At 50.5% G+C, this 18256-nt stretch carries 13 protein-coding genes and 1 pseudogene; 1 reads left to right on the top strand and 13 read right to left on the bottom strand.

The features are described from left to right. Nucleotides 1-38 precede the first annotated feature (38 nt). From kefC to ribF, 11 genes and pseudogenes are all read right to left on the bottom strand, one after another. A complete protein-coding gene (kefC, locus tag DT73_RS07320) occupies nt 39-1898 on the bottom strand; it encodes a glutathione-regulated potassium-efflux system protein KefC (RefSeq protein WP_036106305.1) in 1860 nt (619 codons plus the stop codon). Next, entirely contained in the window at nt 1891-2421 is a 531-nt protein-coding gene (kefF, locus tag DT73_RS07325; protein ID WP_036106307.1) for a glutathione-regulated potassium-efflux system oxidoreductase KefF, read from the bottom strand. The genes kefC and kefF overlap by 8 nt, the downstream gene beginning before the upstream one ends. 160 nt (nt 2422-2581) lie before the next feature. Beyond that, complete coding sequence (carB, locus tag DT73_RS07330; RefSeq protein ID WP_036106311.1) at nt 2582-5806, bottom strand: carbamoyl-phosphate synthase large subunit; 3225 nt, start codon at nt 5804-5806, stop codon at nt 2582-2584. A 16-nt stretch (nt 5807-5822) separates the two neighbouring features. Beyond that, nucleotides 5823-6971 (bottom strand): glutamine-hydrolyzing carbamoyl-phosphate synthase small subunit, encoded by a 1149-nt coding sequence (gene carA, locus DT73_RS07335; protein WP_036106314.1) that lies wholly within the window; start codon nt 6969-6971, stop codon nt 5823-5825. Nucleotides 6972-7435: 464 nt separating this feature from the next. Beyond that, nucleotides 7436-8257 carry a 4-hydroxy-tetrahydrodipicolinate reductase gene (gene dapB / locus DT73_RS07340; protein ID WP_036106884.1) on the bottom strand — a complete coding sequence of 274 codons (822 nt, stop codon included), beginning with the start codon at nt 8255-8257 and terminating at the stop codon, nt 7436-7438. Between the two features lie 178 nt (nt 8258-8435). After that, nucleotides 8436-9355: pseudogene (gene rihC / locus DT73_RS07345) on the bottom strand (ribonucleoside hydrolase RihC). A gap of 81 nt (nt 9356-9436) precedes the next feature. Further along, on the bottom strand, nt 9437-10387 hold the full coding sequence (ispH, locus tag DT73_RS07350; RefSeq protein ID WP_036106318.1) for a 4-hydroxy-3-methylbut-2-enyl diphosphate reductase: 951 nt from the start codon (nt 10385-10387) through the stop codon (nt 9437-9439). After that, nucleotides 10368-10838 carry an FKBP-type peptidyl-prolyl cis-trans isomerase gene (gene fkpB / locus DT73_RS07355; RefSeq protein WP_036106322.1) on the bottom strand — a complete coding sequence of 157 codons (471 nt, stop codon included), beginning with the start codon at nt 10836-10838 and terminating at the stop codon, nt 10368-10370. The genes ispH and fkpB overlap by 20 nt, the downstream gene beginning before the upstream one ends. Beyond that, on the bottom strand, nt 10835-11344 hold the full coding sequence (lspA, locus tag DT73_RS07360) for a signal peptidase II (RefSeq protein ID WP_036106325.1): 510 nt from the start codon (nt 11342-11344) through the stop codon (nt 10835-10837). The genes fkpB and lspA overlap by 4 nt, the downstream gene beginning before the upstream one ends. After that, nucleotides 11344-14193, bottom strand: a complete 2850-nt coding sequence (ileS, locus tag DT73_RS07365) for an isoleucine--tRNA ligase (protein ID WP_036106328.1) — start codon at nt 14191-14193, stop codon at nt 11344-11346. The genes lspA and ileS overlap by 1 nt, the downstream gene beginning before the upstream one ends. A gap of 108 nt (nt 14194-14301) precedes the next feature. Continuing rightward, nucleotides 14302-15237: a bifunctional riboflavin kinase/FAD synthetase gene (gene ribF / locus DT73_RS07370; protein WP_036106331.1), complete on the bottom strand. Its 936-nt coding sequence runs from the start codon at nt 15235-15237 to the stop codon at nt 14302-14304. A gap of 329 nt (nt 15238-15566) precedes the next feature. Here ribF and rpsT point away from each other — a divergent pair, with 329 nt between their 5' ends. Further along, the gene (gene rpsT / locus DT73_RS07375) at nt 15567-15830 is read left to right on the top strand and encodes a 30S ribosomal protein S20 (RefSeq protein ID WP_036106334.1); all 264 of its coding nucleotides are present in this window, start codon (nt 15567-15569) and stop codon (nt 15828-15830) included. A 68-nt stretch (nt 15831-15898) separates the two neighbouring features. On the opposite strand, the gene nhaR is transcribed toward rpsT, so the two are convergent. After that, nucleotides 15899-16804: a transcriptional activator NhaR gene (nhaR, locus tag DT73_RS07380; protein ID WP_036106337.1), complete on the bottom strand. Its 906-nt coding sequence runs from the start codon at nt 16802-16804 to the stop codon at nt 15899-15901. A gap of 78 nt (nt 16805-16882) precedes the next feature. After that, entirely contained in the window at nt 16883-18052 is a 1170-nt protein-coding gene (gene nhaA, locus DT73_RS07385) for a Na+/H+ antiporter NhaA (RefSeq protein ID WP_036106340.1), read from the bottom strand. Between the last annotated feature and the right edge of the window lie 204 nt (nt 18053-18256).

The following is an 18256-nucleotide window of genomic DNA, read 5'->3' on the forward strand; positions in this document are numbered from 1 at the left end:
TCCCCTCTGTGCCACTGAGGGGAATGCCTGTTACCCTGTTATTTATCGCTGAGCTTATCCGGGTCGTCCTGCAGGCTGCCGTCATGCTTGCCCTGATCCGTTCCCTGCCAGCCGTGCCGCTGCATCACATCCAGTTGGTTGCGGTCTTGCTCAATACTTTCACTCAGCATGGCACTGGCTCGCCGCAGGGCCGCGGCCCTGGCCTGCATGTCGTCACTCGCTGCCACCATTTCTTCGACCATTCGGGTATTAAAACGCCGGAAATGATCAGCCCGTTCCCGGGCCTCATAACGGCCGACTCCCAATGCTTCAAGCGCATGACGGCCAACCAGAATGGCACTTTCAAATGTCTCACGTTCCGCCTGTACGCCATTCTGGCGTAAATGAATGTAATGCTCTAAGTCACGCGCTCTGGCAATAATATGCAAATCAGGAAAGTGTTCATGGACCATTTCTGTCAATTGCAGGCTGACATCCGGGTCATCAATCGCGTTAATCAGTACTGAGGCCTTTTCTGCGCCTGCAGAACGCAGTAAATCTTCCCGCGTGGCATCGCCATAAAATACCTGAGTGCCAAACTTACGCAGAATCTCAATATGATCCGGGTCGTGGTCGAGAACCACCACGGGAACACCACTTGCCAGCAATAAACGCCCGGCAATTTGGCCGAAACGCCCGAACCCGGCGATAATGACGCTGGGATGCTGGTCGTCAATAACATCGGCTTCCTGCTCACTGGCGGTTTCAGCGCATTCCAGCCGGTTCAGCAGCACCAGCAACAAAGGTGTCGCAGCCATAGACAACGCAACGGCGAGTGTTAATGAACGCGCCCAACTGTCGTCCAGCACCTGGGCATTTTGCGCGGCAGAAAACACAACAAAAGCAAACTCACTCCCCTGCCCCAGTAATACCGCAAACCAGCGCCATTGACGGCGGGGAACCTGGAGTGGGCGGGCAACCAGCCACAATACCAGCGCCTTTATCAGTAAAAATCCCACCAGCAAGAGCAAAATACGCAGGGGGTAATGTGCCAAAGTACCAAAATCTACCGACATCCCGACGCCAATAAAAAACAGCCCCAGTAATAACCCCTTAAAAGGCTCGATATCACTTTCCAGCGCATGGCGGTATTCAGAGCTGGCCAGTAAAACCCCGGCAAGAAATGCGCCCATTGCCATCGAAAGCCCGGCTTCTTCAAGCAACACGCCAAACCCAAAGACCAGAAATAATGCCATGGCACTGAACACTTCCCGCAGGCCTGAGCGGGCAACGAAACGCAGCAATGGCCGTGTCACGTAACGCCCTAACACGACAACCAGTGCAAGGGCGGAAACCACCTTAGCCGCTGAGATCAAAAAGGCAGCCAGTGTGGTGGATGCGCCACTGTTAGCCAGCAATGGGATCATGGCAACCAACGGGATAGCGGCAATATCCTGAAAAAGCAGCACAGCAAAAGCACTACGCCCCATAGGAGAAAGCGCCAGGTTTCGTTCATTCATTGCCTGCATGGCTATAGCGGTAGATGACAATGCCAGTGTCAGACCAATCAGTACCGCCACCTGCCAGCTTAAACCAAGTGTGAAACAAAACGCCGCAAGGCATAGCCCACAAGCCAGCATTTGCAATGCCCCGCCACCGAACACCGAGGCGCGTAAAGTCCATAACCGGCGCGGGTCCAGCTCCAGGCCAATCACAAACAGCATCAGCACCACCCCTATTTCTGCAAAAGCAATAATAGTATGGGCGTCAGTGACCAGGCGTAATCCCCAGGGGCCGATAAGGCAACCGGCAATCAGATAACCCAGCACAGAGCCAAGACCCAGGCGCACAGCGAGAGGCACGATAAACGCCGCCGCCCCGAGAAAAATCAGGACTTGTATCAGGTTATGGCTATCCATTGAATGACTCCTGCCAGGCCAACAAACGCTGCCGGTATAAATCTGCATGCTGAGCCAGCGTTTCATCGTCACAAATAAACGTGCTGTGCATGACATAAGGTTCCAGCCACGACAAACCACAATAGAGTGCAGTTGCCTGCACGGGTTGCGCCAGAACCTCAAACCCCGGGTGGTCTCCCAGGCTAAAGTGGTGCTCTCCACCTCCGGTCGTCACCGCCCAGAGCATATCTTTGCCATGCAGAGCAGACCCGTTATGCCCATAAGCCCAGCCATGAGACAGCACTTTATCTATCCATAGTTTCATCAGAGGAGGCATGCTGTACCACTGCATAGGGTGCTGCCAGATAACCAGGTCTGCCCTGCTTAATGCCTGTTGCTCCGCAGCGACATCAATATTGAAATCCGGGTACAGTTCATAGAGCGAGCGTACCTCCACCCCTTTCAAATCAGACACATGCGCCAGCATGGCTTTATTTGCATGAGAAATATGAGGATAAGGATGTGCATAAATAATCAAAATCATAGGCTTCAGCTTGTGTATTCCTTAACAGCAACAGTAAGCATTGTAGCCTGAATACGGCTGAATAAAGACGGTGATATATTGATGATAAGGTGCAAATAAATTGGTGAGACAAAAAAGCCCGCAGAAGCGGGCTTTTCAACATTACACTGGCAAACCAGGGTTATTTATTGATTTGCGCGTGCATTTCCTGCACAGAGATAACTTTCTCTTTAGCATCGGCGTTGAGGGCCATTGCTGTCGCAAAACCGCCATTCAGAGTGGTGTCATAATGCACTTTATATTGCAGCGCACTGCGGCGAATGAGTTTGGAATCCTCAATAGCCTGACGCCCGGCGGTAGTGTTAATGATGTAGGTATATTCACCATTCTTGATACGGTCCTGAATATGCGGACGGCCTTCATGCACTTTGTTCACCAGGCGCGGGTTAATTCCCGCCTCGCCCAACACAATGGCAGTACCGTGTGTTGCATCCAGTTCAAAGCCCTGCTTCTGCAATTTAGCAGCCAGGTCAACCACACGTTCTTTATCGCCTTCGCGAACAGAAAGCAGCGCACGGCCAGACTTCTGCATATTGGAGTTACTGCCCAATTGTGCTTTCGCAAAGGCTTCAGCAAATGTGCGCCCAACCCCCATCACTTCACCGGTAGAACGCATTTCTGGCCCCAACAGCGGGTCAACACCCGGGAATTTGTTGAATGGCAGAACCACTTCTTTAACGGAGTAGTAAGGTGGAATCACTTCCCTGGTGTAACCCTGCTCAACCAGCGTTTTACCCGTCATCACGCGTGCGGCAACTTTCGCCAGTGAGACACCGGTCGCTTTAGAGACAAATGGTACAGTACGTGCTGCACGAGGGTTCACTTCAATCAGGTAGACTTCGTTATCTTTGACTGCGAACTGGACGTTCATCAGGCCACGAACCTGCAATTCGAAAGCCAGTTTTTGAACCTGCTGGCGCATTACATCCTGAATTTCTTTGCTCAGAGTGTAAGCAGGCAGTGAGCAGGCGGAGTCACCAGAGTGAACACCAGCCTGTTCGATGTGTTCCATAATGCCGCCGATTAATACCGTTTCACCATCACAGATAGCATCAACGTCCACCTCGACTGCATCATCCAGGAAGTGGTCAAGCAGTACCGGCGCATCGTTAGATACGCTCACGGCTGTAGCAAAGTAACGGCGCAAGTCTGTTTCGTCGTAGACGATTTCCATTGCACGGCCACCGAGAACATAAGACGGGCGCACAACCAGCGGGTAGCCAATCTGCACTGCTTTTTCTACAGCCTGCTCAATTGCGGTTACTGTGGCATTTGCCGGCTGTTTCAGTTTCAGGCGCTCAACAGCATGCTGGAAACGCTCACGGTCTTCTGCACGGTCAATCGCATCCGGGCTGGTACCAATCACAGGTACACCTGCTGCTTCAAGGTCACGAGCCAGTTTCAGCGGAGTCTGGCCGCCATACTGAACAATCACACCCTTCGGTTTTTCGATACGCACGATTTCCAGAACATCTTCCAGCGTAACCGGTTCGAAGTAGAGACGGTCTGAGGTGTCGTAATCGGTTGATACTGTTTCCGGGTTACAGTTCACCATAATGGTTTCATAACCATCTTCACGCAGTGCGAGTGATGCATGTACACAGCAGTAGTCGAACTCAATCCCCTGCCCGATACGGTTTGGCCCACCGCCCAGCACCATGATTTTATCGCGGTCCTGATGCGGGTTAGACTCACACTCTTCATCGTAGGTTGAGTACATATACGCCGTATCAGTGGCGAACTCAGCCGCACAGGTATCAACCCGTTTGTACACCGGGTGTAAGCCATATTGCTCGCGCAGCTTACGCACTTCACCTTCGCGCACACCAGCCAGTTTCGCCAGGCGTGCATCGGCAAAGCCTTTACGTTTTAACTGGTACAGGAAATTTGCATCCAGACCATTGATGCCCACATCAGCAACCTGTTCTTCCAGGCGCACCAGCTCTTCAATTTGCACCAGGAACCAGCGGTCGATATTCGTCAGGTTGAAGACACCATCAACGGACAAACCGGCACGGAACGCATCTGCGATATACCAAATACGATCTGACCCGGCATCTTTCAGTTCACGGCGAATCTTAGTCAGTGCTTCCGGATCGTCGAGGCTAACTTTAGGATCAAAGCCTGTTGCGCCCACTTCCAGTCCACGCAGTGCTTTTTGCAGTGATTCCTGTTGTGTGCGGCCAATCGCCATCACTTCACCCACGGATTTCATTTGCGTGGTCAGGCGGTCATTTGCACCCGCGAATTTTTCGAAGTTAAAGCGAGGAATTTTAGTAACGACATAGTCGATGGACGGTTCAAAGGAAGCAGGAGTGCGCCCCCCGGTGATGTCGTTCATCAACTCATCCAGGGTGTAACCCACAGCCAGTTTGGCTGCTACTTTAGCAATCGGGAAACCAGTCGCTTTAGAAGCCAGCGCAGAAGAGCGGGAAACACGCGGGTTCATTTCGATAACAATAAGGCGCCCGTTTTTCGGGTTTACAGAAAACTGTACGTTGGAGCCGCCTGTTTCAACACCAATCTCACGTAGTACCGCCATCGAAGCGTTACGCATGATTTGGTATTCTTTATCTGTCAGCGTTTGTGCCGGAGCAACGGTAATGGAATCCCCGGTATGAATCCCCATGGCATCGAAGTTTTCGATTGAGCAGACAATAATGCAGTTATCATTTTTGTCGCGCACCACTTCCATTTCATACTCTTTCCAGCCAATCAGTGATTCATCAATCAGCAGTTCACGGGTTGGGGAAAGATCCAGACCACGCTGGCAAATCTCTTCAAACTCTTCGCGGTTATAAGCGATACCGCCACCAGTACCGCCCATAGTAAAGGAAGGGCGAATAATGCAGGGGTAACCCACATCCGCAGCAACAGCCAGTGCTTCTTCCATGGTATGAGCAATACCAGAGCGCGCGGTTTCCAGACCAATTTTCTTCATCGCTTTATCAAAGCGCTGGCGGTCTTCCGCTTTATCAATGGCATCGGCGGTTGCACCAATCATGGTGACACCAAACTCTTCCAGGACGCCCTGGCGTTCCAGTTCCAGAGCACAGTTCAGTGCAGTCTGCCCGCCCATGGTAGGTAACACTGCATCCGGGCGCTCTTTTTCAATAATTTTGCGAACCACTTCCCAGTGAATGGGCTCGATGTATGTTGCATCGGCCATATTCGGGTCGGTCATGATAGTGGCCGGGTTGGAGTTCACCAGAACCACCCGGTAGCCTTCTTCGCGCAGCGCTTTACACGCCTGTGCGCCGGAATAATCGAATTCGCAAGCCTGGCCAATCACAATCGGACCAGCGCCAAGAATCAGGATGCTTTTAATATCTGTACGTTTTGGCATGGTTTCAGGCTCCTGATTATTTCGCTTCTGAACGGTATTGCTTAATCAAATCGATAAAGTGGTCAAACAGCGGTGCCGCATCGTGAGGGCCCGGGCTGGCTTCAGGGTGCCCCTGGAAGCTGAAAGCCGGTTTATCTGTGCGGTGGATACCCTGAAGTGTGCCATCGAATAAAGATTTGTGAGTGACACGCAAATGTCCTGGCAGGCTCGCCTCGTCAACTGCGAAGCCATGGTTCTGAGCGGTAATCATCACCCTGTCATGTTCGATATCTTTTACCGGGTGGTTACCGCCATGGTGCCCGAATTTCATTTTTATGGTTTTGGCGCCACTTGCCAGAGCCAGTAACTGGTGCCCCAGGCAGATACCAAAGACCGGAATATCGGTAGTCAGGAATTGCTCAATGGCGCGAATAGCATAATCACATGGTGCCGGGTCGCCAGGGCCATTGGACAGGAAAATGCCATCCGGATTCAGCTTAAGCACGTCATCTGCCGAAGTTTGAGCCGGTACAACTGTAATGCGGCAACCGCGGTCAACCAACATGCGCAGAATATTGCGTTTTACACCGAAGTCGTATGCAACAACATGGAAAGGTAAGTCACTGTCTTGTGCCGCTTCAGGCAGGCCATCAGCCAGCGACCAGGAGCCTTGCGTCCAGCTCCAGGCTTCTTTAGCCGTGACTTCTTTTGCCAGATCCATACCACTCAGGCCCGGGAACGCTTTCGCTTTCTCCAGCGCCAGTGCCGCATCAGGGTTATCACCAGTAATGATGCAGCCGTTCTGTGCGCCTTTCTCACGTAACAAACGCGTCAGTTTACGCGTGTCGATGTCAGCAATTGCGACAATGTTGTGACGTTTCAGATAAGACGACAGGTCTTCTGTATCCCGGAAGTTGCTGGCAATCAATGGCAGGTCGCGAATCACTAACCCTTGCGCATGCACTTGTGATGACTCTTCGTCGGCTTCATTAGTACCAACGTTACCAATATGAGGATAAGTAAGAGTGACAATTTGGCGAGAGTAGGAAGGATCAGTGAGGATTTCTTGATAACCGGTCATTGAAGTATTGAAAACGACTTCCCCAACGGCCTGTCCTGTAGCCCCAATGGCCCGACCGTGGAATTGGGTTCCGTCTTCCAGAACCAACAGCGCTGACTTAATCAAAACGTCCTCCAGGGAATAAAAAATCAGTATATTTGCATATTAATTCATAAATAGCGTATGAATCAACGCAAAAACGCCTGTCTGGCGAATTTTTGGCAAACGGCGGCATTCTAAAGACAACATTGTCAAAAGTCCAGCGAGAGGGGGATTTTTCTTTTCATTTTAGCCCACCTGAACAATAAGACCCGCTTTCAGCCCAAAACAAGTAATAAAACTGACGTAAAAAACCAAAATTATCAGATTTAACTGTGAAAAATGAAAGCACATCATGAAAAAGTGGACCATATGGTCAAATTTATCAACAGAAAGAGAAAAAAATGGAGATAAGCTAGTATTTAGGCACTTACAAAATAAAAAATAAACCAAAAGCCTGAAAGACAAAAAATAAAAAGGGCAACAAAAATATTGCCCTGCCAATCAAAAAGTTAAGATTGCAATAACCACATCACGATTGGGTAATAAAACTATAAATCATTTAAATTCAGCACATCACGCATATCATAAAGGCCATTTTTCTTGCCTTTAAGCCACAATGAAGAGCGAACAGCACCATTAGCAAATGTCATACGGCTGGATGCTTTATGGGTAACCTCAAGGCGCTCGCCAACATCAGCAAACATCGCGGTATGTTCCCCAACGATATCCCCTGCCCGTACTGTGGCAAAGCCAATAGTTCCGGCAACACGTTCACCGGTATAGCCTTCCCGGCTGTACACGGCACAATCCTTCAGGTCTTTCCCCAAAGCACTGGCAATTGATTCCCCCATTGCCAGTGCGGTACCGGAAGGGGCATCGACTTTATGGCGGTGGTGGGCTTCAACAATCTCGATGTCGGTGTAATCACCCATCACTGTTGCGGCCTTTTCCAGCAATTTCAGCATCACATTCACACCAACACTAAAATTGGCTGCGAAAACAATAGGGATAGATGCACTGGCGTCTTTAATGGCCTGTTTCCCTGCATCATCAAAGCCAGTGGTGCCTATCACCATGCCTTTGCCGTGAGCACGGCAAAATGCCAAATGTTCCAGCGTGCCTTCCGGACGGGTAAAATCGATCAGCACGTCAAAGTCATTTGCAATACTGTCCAGTGAGTCCTGAACGGTGATACCGGAATGCCCGACACCCGCCAGTTCCCCCGCATCACTGCCTGCCAGGGAAGACCCACTACGTTCCAGAGCAGCACCCAGCACCACACCGCTAATTTGCTGAACCGCCTGGATTAACTGGCGGCCCATACGGCCACCGGCGCCCACGATTGCGACGCGAATTTGTACTTCTTCCATATTGAGGCTCTTGTTGAAATGCATAAAAACGTTCTCAGGTTAACCAGCCTGCCTGCAGGCCGCCAGCCGAAAACACCTATAATTAGAAATTTATGACAAACGCGCCGGAATATCAGTAAAAGCCATTATTCCCACACTAATAAAATGGTTAACCAGCACTGGTATTCTGGCCCGTGAATTAAGGTGCCCGCGCCAGTGTTTCTTCAACCCAGTGCCGGAACCCCTCCACGTCAATGTCCATTGCAACCCGTACATTGGCTGGCTGGTTAAAACGGTTTTCTAAATCAACCACGGTTGCTCCGGCGGTAAGCGTACCTTGAGTTTCTACGCCAACGTAGCAATCAACCAGTTGAAACAGATCAGGATGAACAAGCCAGGCGATGGCACACAAGTCATGCATCCTCAACCCGGTAGCAAGGCTGCCGCGCTGCGGTAATGGCTGAACAGTGAGTGCAGCATTTCCCCGGTTTTACTTTGTGCTTTCAGCCGTGCCATATAGTCCGGCGTGAGCACCGCCCGGTTGGTGACATCCAGGCCACACATCACAATTTCAATACCGCTTTCCATAACCTGCGCGGCTGCTTCCGGGTCGATAGCAATATTGAACTCAGCATTCGGAGTGAAGTTGCCGCGCCCGGCAGAGCCCCCCATCATGACAATACGTGAAATATTGGTTTTGCAATCCGGATAATGCGCCAGCAATAACGCGACATTGGTCAGTGGCCCAATGGTCACCAGAGTGACTGGACGCGAGCTTTCCTGCAGGCATTCAGCCATCGCCATAAAAGCCGGGCGGATTAAAGGGGACTGGCGGGGAGGAGCAAAAGTATAGCCATCCATACCACTTTCCCCATGGATATGGGCAGCGTCGGCCGGTGGGCGGCACAATGGGCGAATAGCTCCCTGAGCAACAGGAATGTCTTCATCCCAAAACTCCAGGAGTTGCAGGGCATTACGGGTGGTTTGCGCCACACTAACATTGCCTGCCACTGTGGTAATCAGTTTGAGATCAATTTGTGGGCTAAAGATAGCAGCAGCCAGTGCGACCGCGTCGTCAATTCCCGGGTCTGTATCCAGAATAACCGGAATGGTTTGCATACCAGCTCCTTTGCAGGGTGTATAAAAAATGCCAGATGATTGACATCATCTGGCATTCTGCAAATCCTGGCAACCGCAGCGTTATTTCACTTCACGCACATCCAGCCGCAATTCTTTGGGAACTTCAAAGACAATATTTTCCTCACGGCCCGTCAGTTCGACAGCCTCTTCCCCACCCAACGACTTCAGGCGTTGAAGAACATTTTGCACCAGAACATCCGGCGCTGAAGCACCCGCCGTTACCCCAATGCAGGCCATCCCCCTGACCCAGGCTTCCTGGATGTCTCCCGCGTCATCAATCAGATAAGCCTGTTTCCCCATACGCCGGGCCAGTTCAGCAAGGCGGTTAGAATTTGATGAGTTTTTGGAGCCGACAACCAGAACAACATCGGCTTCCAGCGCGAGCGAGCGAACAGCCTCCTGACGGTTGGTCGTTGCGTAACAAATATCGTCTTTACGCGGGCCAACAATTTGCGGAAACCGAATACGCAATGCGTCAATTACATCCGACGTATCGTCAACAGACAACGTCGTTTGCGTCATAAAGGAGAGCCTTTCTGGCGCTTTTACTTCCAGTGCCAGAACGTCTTCGGGAGACTCAACCAAATACATGCCACCTTGCGGGTTGCTGTACTGGCCCATTGTCCCTTCAACTTCAGGATGCCCGGCATGGCCGATAAGAATCGCTTCTTCCCCACGACGGCTGGCCCGGGCAACTTCCATATGCACTTTGGTAACCAGCGGGCAGGTGGCATCAAATACTGTCAGTTCACGGCTTTTGGCTTCATTTCTTACCGCCTGAGAAACACCATGAGCGGAAAATATTAAAATTGAGCCATCGGGCACTTCACTGATTTGCTCGATAAACACAGCACCGCGCTCACGCAGGCTGTCAACAACATAGCGGTTGTGCACCACTTCGTGGCGCACATAGATTGGCGCGCCATAGATTTCCAGCGCGTTTTCAACAATGCTGATCGCACGGTCAACCCCGGCACAAAAACCACGAGGATTAGCCAACAGAATCCGCATTCATAGCCTCCTGTTGAGGATTAATCGCTAATACATCAATCGTAAAATTAACGGTTTGGCCAGCCAGAGGATGATTGAAATCCACCGTCACGGAGTCTCCATTCACTTCACGAATGATGCCCGGCATTTCATTTCCGTCCATACCAGTAAAGGCGATAATCATCCCAACTTCCGGCTCACCGGCATCAACAAACTCCCGCCGGGAAAAATACTGGATCAAGTCAGGATTAGCCGGGCCAAACCCGGCTTCTGGTGCCAGAGAAAAGGCTTTGTTATCCCCAACAGCCAGCCCAAGAAGTTGTTCTTCCAGCGCGGCAGATAAGGAGCCGTCACCCAGGCGGAATAATGCAGGTTTGCCGCCGTCTTTGGTTGACTCAGCCAGGGAGCCATCTTCCAGAGTCAGCGTAAAATGCACCAGAACAGCGCTGTCATGTTGAACAACATCAGTCATGAGCTTTCCTTCTGATTCGCGTTTTTCCCTTGTACGAAGAAACCTTCCAGTACAATGAGCGCAGCACCAATACAAATACCGGCATCCGCAATATTAAAGGTGGCAAAATGCCAGTCGCCAACATAGAAGTCGATCATATCAACCACAAACCCGTGCCAGACACGATCGAACAAATTACCCAGCGCCCCGCCAATAATTAATGCATAGGCAATATTAGTCAGTTTCTGTGAGGCCTTAGCGCGATACATAAGTACCGCCAGAACCACACAAATACCAATAGCAATACCGGCAAAAAACCAACGTTGCCAGCCGCCTTTATCCGCCAGGAAGCTGAATGCCGCCCCAGGATTATGTGCATAATGCAGGTTTAAAAAAGGAATTAACGGGCGAGTTTCAAACAACTGGAAGTTATCCATGATCCACTGTTTAAAGCCCAGATCCACCACTAAAAGCAGGAGCGCCAGCCAAAGCCAGCGCAGACCTGTTGAACATAACTGTTTACTCATCAGGCAAACTTACGTTGCTCGCCGTCACCGGCGACGTTGCTGACACAGCGGCCGCAGAGCTCTGCGTGTTCCGCCACCTTGCCCACATCTGACGTGTAATGCCAGCAACGCGGGCACTTATCACCATCAGCTTTGTGGAGCGCAACTTTCAGCCCTTTAAGCAGTTCACTCTGCTGAGCATCTTCTGTTGCTGCTGCATAATCGGCAACCTGGGCACCTGAGGTCAACAGGACGAATCGTAATTCATCGCCAAGGCTTGTCAGTTTGCCTGCCAGTTCGCTGTCAGAGTACAGCGTTACAGCCGCCTCCAGAGAACCGCCAACACGTTTTTCCGCACGTGCCTGCTCAATAACCTTGTTCACTTCACCACGAACTTTCAGCAGGGTATCCCAGAAGGCATCATTCATCGGTTCGTTTTCGGCAAGCCCAAACAGCCCCTGATACCATTCGCCAGTAAACACATATTTCTCGTGCTCGCCAGGCAAATAACCCCAGACTTCATCCGCGGTGAAAGAGAGGATTGGTGCCATCCAGCAAACCAGAGCCTGAGCAATATGGTAAAGCGCAGTCTGGCAGCTACGGCGCGCCACGCTGTCAGGTTTAGCCGTGTACTGACGGTCCTTAATAATATCCAGGTAGAAAGAACCCATTTCGATGGAGCAGAAACGCATCAGGCGCTGTACCACTTCATGGAAGTCATAGGATTCATACGCTGCGATGATGTCAGCCTGTGCCGCCTGGGCACAACCTACCGCCCAACGATCCAGCACCACCATATCTTCAGGCTGAACCATATCTTTCGCCGGATCAAACCCGTTGAGGTTTGCCAGCAAGAAGCGCGCAGTGTTACGAATACGACGATATGCGTCAGCAGCACGTTTGAGGATCTCGTCAGAAACCGCCATCTCGCCGGTGTAATCCGTAGAAGCCACCCACAGGCGAAGAATATCTGCACCCAGTTTATTCATGACGTCCTGAGGGCTGACAGTGTTGCCGATGGATTTGGACATTTTGCGCCCTTGCCCATCTACGGTGAACCCGTGGGTTAGCACCTGGCGGTAAGGCGCTTTGCCTTTCATTGCCACGCCAATCATCATGGAAGACATAAACCAGCCACGATGCTGGTCGGAACCTTCCAGGTACATATCAGCGCTGTGGCCGCCAAACTCAGGGCGGGCATCAACGACGGAGTAACTGGTTGATCCGGAATCGAACCACACATCCAGGGTATCCGGCACTTTGACATAGTCATCGGCTTCATCACCCATGATGTCGCGCGGGTCCAGATCCCACCAGGCCTGAATACCACCTTTTTCAACGCGCTGAGCAACCGCTTCAATCAGCTCTTCAGTGCGCGGGTGCAGCTCTTCTGTGTGTTTATGTACGAACAAGGCCATTGGAACACCCCAGGTACGCTGGCGGGAAATACACCAGTCCGGGCGGTTCGCAACCATTGATTCAATACGTGCTTTACCCCATGCCGGAACCCAACCGCTCAGGTGCTCTTTTTCCAGCCCTTCCTGCTCAATACGGTCGATTTCTTTCAGGGATTTAATACGCAGCCCTTGTTTATCCATGCTGATAAACCACTGCGGTGTTGCACGGAAAATAATCGGTGTTTTATGGCGCCAGCAATGCGGGTAGCTGTGCAGCATTTTCTCAACATGCAGCAATGCGCCTTTATCACGCAGCAGATTAACCACCAGGTCATTGGCCTTAAATACCTGCACGCCATCCAGCCCCGGATAAGTACCCGGCAGATAGCAACCATCCGGCCCAACCGGGTTGGCGATTTCCAGACCATATTTCTGGCTGATGACATAGTCGTCCGGGCCATGGCCACCCGCGGTGTGAACGGCACCAGTACCGGCATCCAGAGTGACGTGCTCACCCATAATGGCGGGTACATCAAACCCCATAAACGGATGAGTAAAGCGCAGCAGCTCCAGTGCGGCACCTTTAGCAGTACCCAACACGCGCCATTCAGTAATACCCGCACGCTTCATGACACTTTCAACCAGCTCGGTTGCCAGAATCATTGCCCGGTCTTCGGTTTGCACCAGTGCATACTCAAATTCAGGGTGCAAAGAAATTGCCCGGTTAGCCGGTAAAGTCCACGGAGTGGTAGTCCAGATAACCAGTGCGACAGGGCCTGTCACTTGCGCAACAGAGAAAGCTGCTTTAACGGCATCGCTATCGACGGCGTTAAACGCAACATCGATAGATGGAGAAGTTTTGTCGTAATACTCAACTTCGGCTTCAGCCAGTGCTGAGCGGCAATCCACGCACCAGTGCACTGGCTTGGCGCCTTTGAGCAAATGACCATTACCAATAATTTTACCCAGAGCCCGAATGATATTGGCTTCAGTGCCATAGTTCATCGTCAGGTAAGGATGTTGCCAGTCACCCAGCACACCCAGACGAATAAAGTCCTCACGCTGGCCGTTAACCTGCTCAGTGGCATACTTACGGCACTCAGCACGGAACTCGCCAGCAGACACTTTTTCACCCGGTTTGCCAACCAGTTGTTCAACTTTTAATTCGATAGGCAGACCGTGGCAGTCCCAGCCCGGAACATAAGGGGAATCATAACCAGATAACCCTTTGGATTTAATAATAATATCTTTGAGAATTTTGTTAACTGCGTGACCAATATGAATGCTACCGTTCGCATATGGAGGGCCATCATGCAAAATGAACGTTTTTTTGCCTTTTTTCGCATCACGGATGAGGCCATACAGACCGTCATCAGTCCAACGCGCCAGCATGCCCGGTTCGCGTTTTGCAAGATCACCGCGCATCGGGAACCCTGTTTCCGGCAAATTCAGGGTAGATTTATAGTCACTCATTAGATTTTCTATTCCGTCTTCGGTTTGATTAATAACCCGCTCTGGGATTACGCCGGTGCTTAGAAACTCACCGCCACCGGGGCCTCGCGTCTGTCATACGCGCCCCTGTTATTCAACATTCAGCCCTAACAATACCCGGGCCGTACTTTCATCTTTTGCGATTTGCGCTTTCAGTGCATCAAGTGATGCAAACCGCTGTTCATTGCGAATTTTATGGCGCAACACCACATCAATATGGCGCCCGTACAAATTCATATTGGTATCCAGCAGGTGTACTTCCAACTGCTGACGCACACCTGAAACCGTGGGACGTGTACCAATGTTGGCCACACCAGGAACCGGAGAGTCTCCTAACCCATTGACTTCTACAGCAAACACACCCTTAACCGGTGACACCTGGCGGCGCAATGGTAAATTAGCCGTGGGAAAACCAATGGTTCTGCCCAATTCATCGCCATGTACAACGCGCCCGGAAATAACGAATGGATGCCCCAGCAGGTTTTCTGCCCGGGCAAGGTCATCTTCTTTTAAAGCCTGGCGCACGGAAGTGCTGCTGATGCGCAGCCCGTCATGGCAATAGGTTTGCGCACTGGTAACATCAAACCCGTACTCTTTACCTGCCTGCTGTAATAACAGGAAATCGCCCTGGCGACCAGCACCAAAGCGGAAATCATCACCTACCGCCAGTAATTTGACACCGAGGCGGTCAACCAGCAAATCAGCGATAAATTGCTGCGCTGTCAGGGCGGCAAAACGCCTGTCAAAGCGGACACACAGGACATAATCCACTGCGCTGTCAGCCAGATAGCGTAATTTTTCACGCAAACGCGTTAACCGCGCAGGCGCACTTTCACCGGCAAATAACTCAAGCGGCTGCGGTTCAAAGATCATCACGACAACCGGGAGTTGACGTTTTGCCCCTTCCGCACACAACCCTTGCAGTAAAGCCTGGTGACCACGATGAACACCATCGAAATTTCCGATGGTTAACACACATCCGCGAGGTATCTGACTGAGATTATGTATGCCGCGTATCAGCTTCATGACTGGCTCAAAACTGTGGAAATTGGCGGATTATACCTTGTACAGCGGTTAAGGTTAACCCGCGATTGATGCTGGTAAGCGATAAACTGCCCGCCTTCAGGCTTAAGCCCGCTCTTTTTGTGTAAAAAGCACCTTACAGAGTACAATTTTCTCACTGCAGGACTATATTCGCAGCACGCAAACTGATAGAATCTTGCGCCACAATCAGGTAACAGGTGCCGCTTCATTAACGGCGCTTATTTGCACAAATCCATTGACAAAAGAAGGCTAAGAGGGCATATTCCTCGGCCTTTGAATCGTCCACATAGATTATATTTGGGAGTTGGACCTTGGCTAATATCAAATCAGCTAAGAAACGCGCCGTACAATCTGAGAAGCGCCGCAAGCACAATGCAAGCCGTCGCTCTATGATGCGCACCTTTGTTAAAAAGGTATACGCGGCGATTGCAGCTGGCGACAAAGAAGCTGCACAGAAAGCATTTAACGAAATGCAACCGATCGTGGATCGTCAGGCCAGCAAAGGTCTGATCCACAAAAACAAAGCAGCGCGTCATAAAGCTAACTTGACTGCGCAGATCAACAAACTGGCTTAATCCTGTTTGTTGTTGCTTTATAAAAAAACCGGCGCAAGCCGGTTTTTTTATTGCCCTGACATAAAACTTCAGGTCACTTTTTCGGGCAAGCGAAACAAGGCGCTGTAATCACGGTTACAGATACGCTGTACTGCCGGATGCTGAATCATACGTTCAGCAAAAATGGCATGGTACTCTTCCATCACGTTGTCGATACGCCCTATCTCGGTAATATTTTCGTCCTGATAAAAATCCTGGCCATATAGTGTCGGAGCCACAAAAATCGCATTGTGTGCCGCACCAAAAGCTTTCATTAGTGCCGCATCGTCGAACTCACCAAGAATTTCTACCTTCAGTCCCTGCGAATTAATCCAGTTAAGGATTTGCCGCCCCAACATAGAACGCCGACCGGGTATTAACAGTTTCCGCTCCTCCAGGCAGGCAGGAAAAGCCTGACGAGGTAACGGATGTTGCCCCCAAAAGCTGACACTGCATTCGCCGATTTTGACGGAGAACAACCCTTCTTGCTGGGTTGAATCAATGGGGCAATCAGAAATAATCATATCCAGCTTATGCTGACCAAGTTGTTCCAGCAGCATTTCATGGGTGGATTCAAAGCAACGTAAATGAATTTGCTCATCCTCTACCACAACAGCATCCAGAACCCCACTAACCAGGCGCTTGGACAATGCATCTGCCACCCCAACATCAAACAACAGATGTGATTCTTTGCGGTAATTAATGATATCCAGCATTTCCTGGCTTAACGTGAACATGCGGTCCGCGTAACGGAATACCAGTTCACCCAGTTCACTGGGTTCCAGGCCGCGCCCTTTTCGCTTGAATAACTTTCCTTGTAAACGTTCCTCCAGCGCTTTGATTTGCCCGGTTATGGTTTGTGGCGTTAAATACAACGCCTCTGCAGCACCTACAACAGATCCTTCCTTGTAGACATGCCAGAAATAATACAAATGGTTAAAGTTTACATGAGACATTTTGTCACTCCCTGATAATGATTACACCACTGCCACCTCCTGGCGGCAGTGGGCATTGCTCACTTAAAAAATGATACGTCAGGTACGTGTGGCACTCCTGGCACGTAGCAAGGCATATCCGGTGATTGCTGCAATAACAGACCCAACCAGAATCCCGAGTTTAGCAAGATTGATAAGCATTGGATCCAGGTCGCCAAAGGCCAGTGAAGCGATAAAAATTGACATGGTGAAACCAATTCCGCACAGCACACCAATTGCCAGAATATCCTTACCCGTTGTGCCTTCTGGCAAAGTCGCAAGCTTCAGTTTAATGGCCAGCCAACTGAACAGTGCAATACCTACGGGTTTACCAATGAACAAGCCAGCAATAATGCCAAGTGGCAGAACGGAGAACATACCGTTTACGTCCACACCGGCTAACGACACACCTGCGTTGGCAAAGGCAAACAAGGGCAAAATCAAATAAGCCACCCACGGGTGCAACACATGCTCAAGTTCACGAGCTGGCGAGTGCCCATCTTTTTCTTTCAATGGGATAAGGAAACCGACAATCACCCCGGCAAGGGTAGCATGAACCCCCGACTTCAGCACCGCGCCCCACAACACAGCCCCCACCAGAATATAAATCCCGGTGCGCCGTACATTGAGCAGGTTCATTACCACTAACACTGCAACCGCTGCTGCAGCCACCAGTAACGACATCACAGAAAGGTCACTGGTATAAAACAGCGCGATAATAATGATTGCACCCAGATCATCAATGATAGCTAACGCCATCAAAAATATTTTTAATGATGCCGGTACACGGTTACCCAGTAATGCCAAAATTCCCAGGGCGAAAGCAATATCCGTTGCAGCAGGAATCGCCCAGCCTTCACGGGTCACCGGGTCTGCACCGTTAAATAACAGATACACCAGCGCAGGTACTACCATACCGCCCACTGCGGCAATAGCCGGGAAAGAAGACTGGCGCAGGCTCGCCAACGACCCCACCATCATTTCGCGCTTCACTTCCAGCCCTATGACCAGGAAGAAGATAGCCATCAGGAAATCATTCACCCACAACAGCAGGTTCTTATTGATCTCCAGTAAGCCAAACCGGAATTCCACAGGCATAGACAGGAAAGACTGATAGGCCTGGCTGGTTGCGCCCAGGTTAGCCATTAACATGGCCAGAGCCGCCGCGATGATGAGAATCACCCCCCCAGACGCATCACTACTAAAAAATCGTTTTATGAGTTTCGTCATGAATTACAACCTAACATTCACTGTTATACATTTCGGTTTAATGGAACTGTTAATAAGAATAGCGGGAGAAACTCATCGTAAAAAGTAGGTTATATAAGGTAGTAACTTCGGTTTTTACGATTAATTAGCAGAAATGAGGCTGTATTTCTCGTATTGTTTACTTCTGTGCCATATTCAGTGTGGTACGAAATACAAAAAAGAAAA

The organism is Mangrovibacter sp. MFB070 (assembly GCF_000705335.1).
In the GTDB taxonomy this organism is placed as follows: Bacteria; Pseudomonadota; Gammaproteobacteria; order Enterobacterales; family Enterobacteriaceae; genus Mangrovibacter; species Mangrovibacter plantisponsor.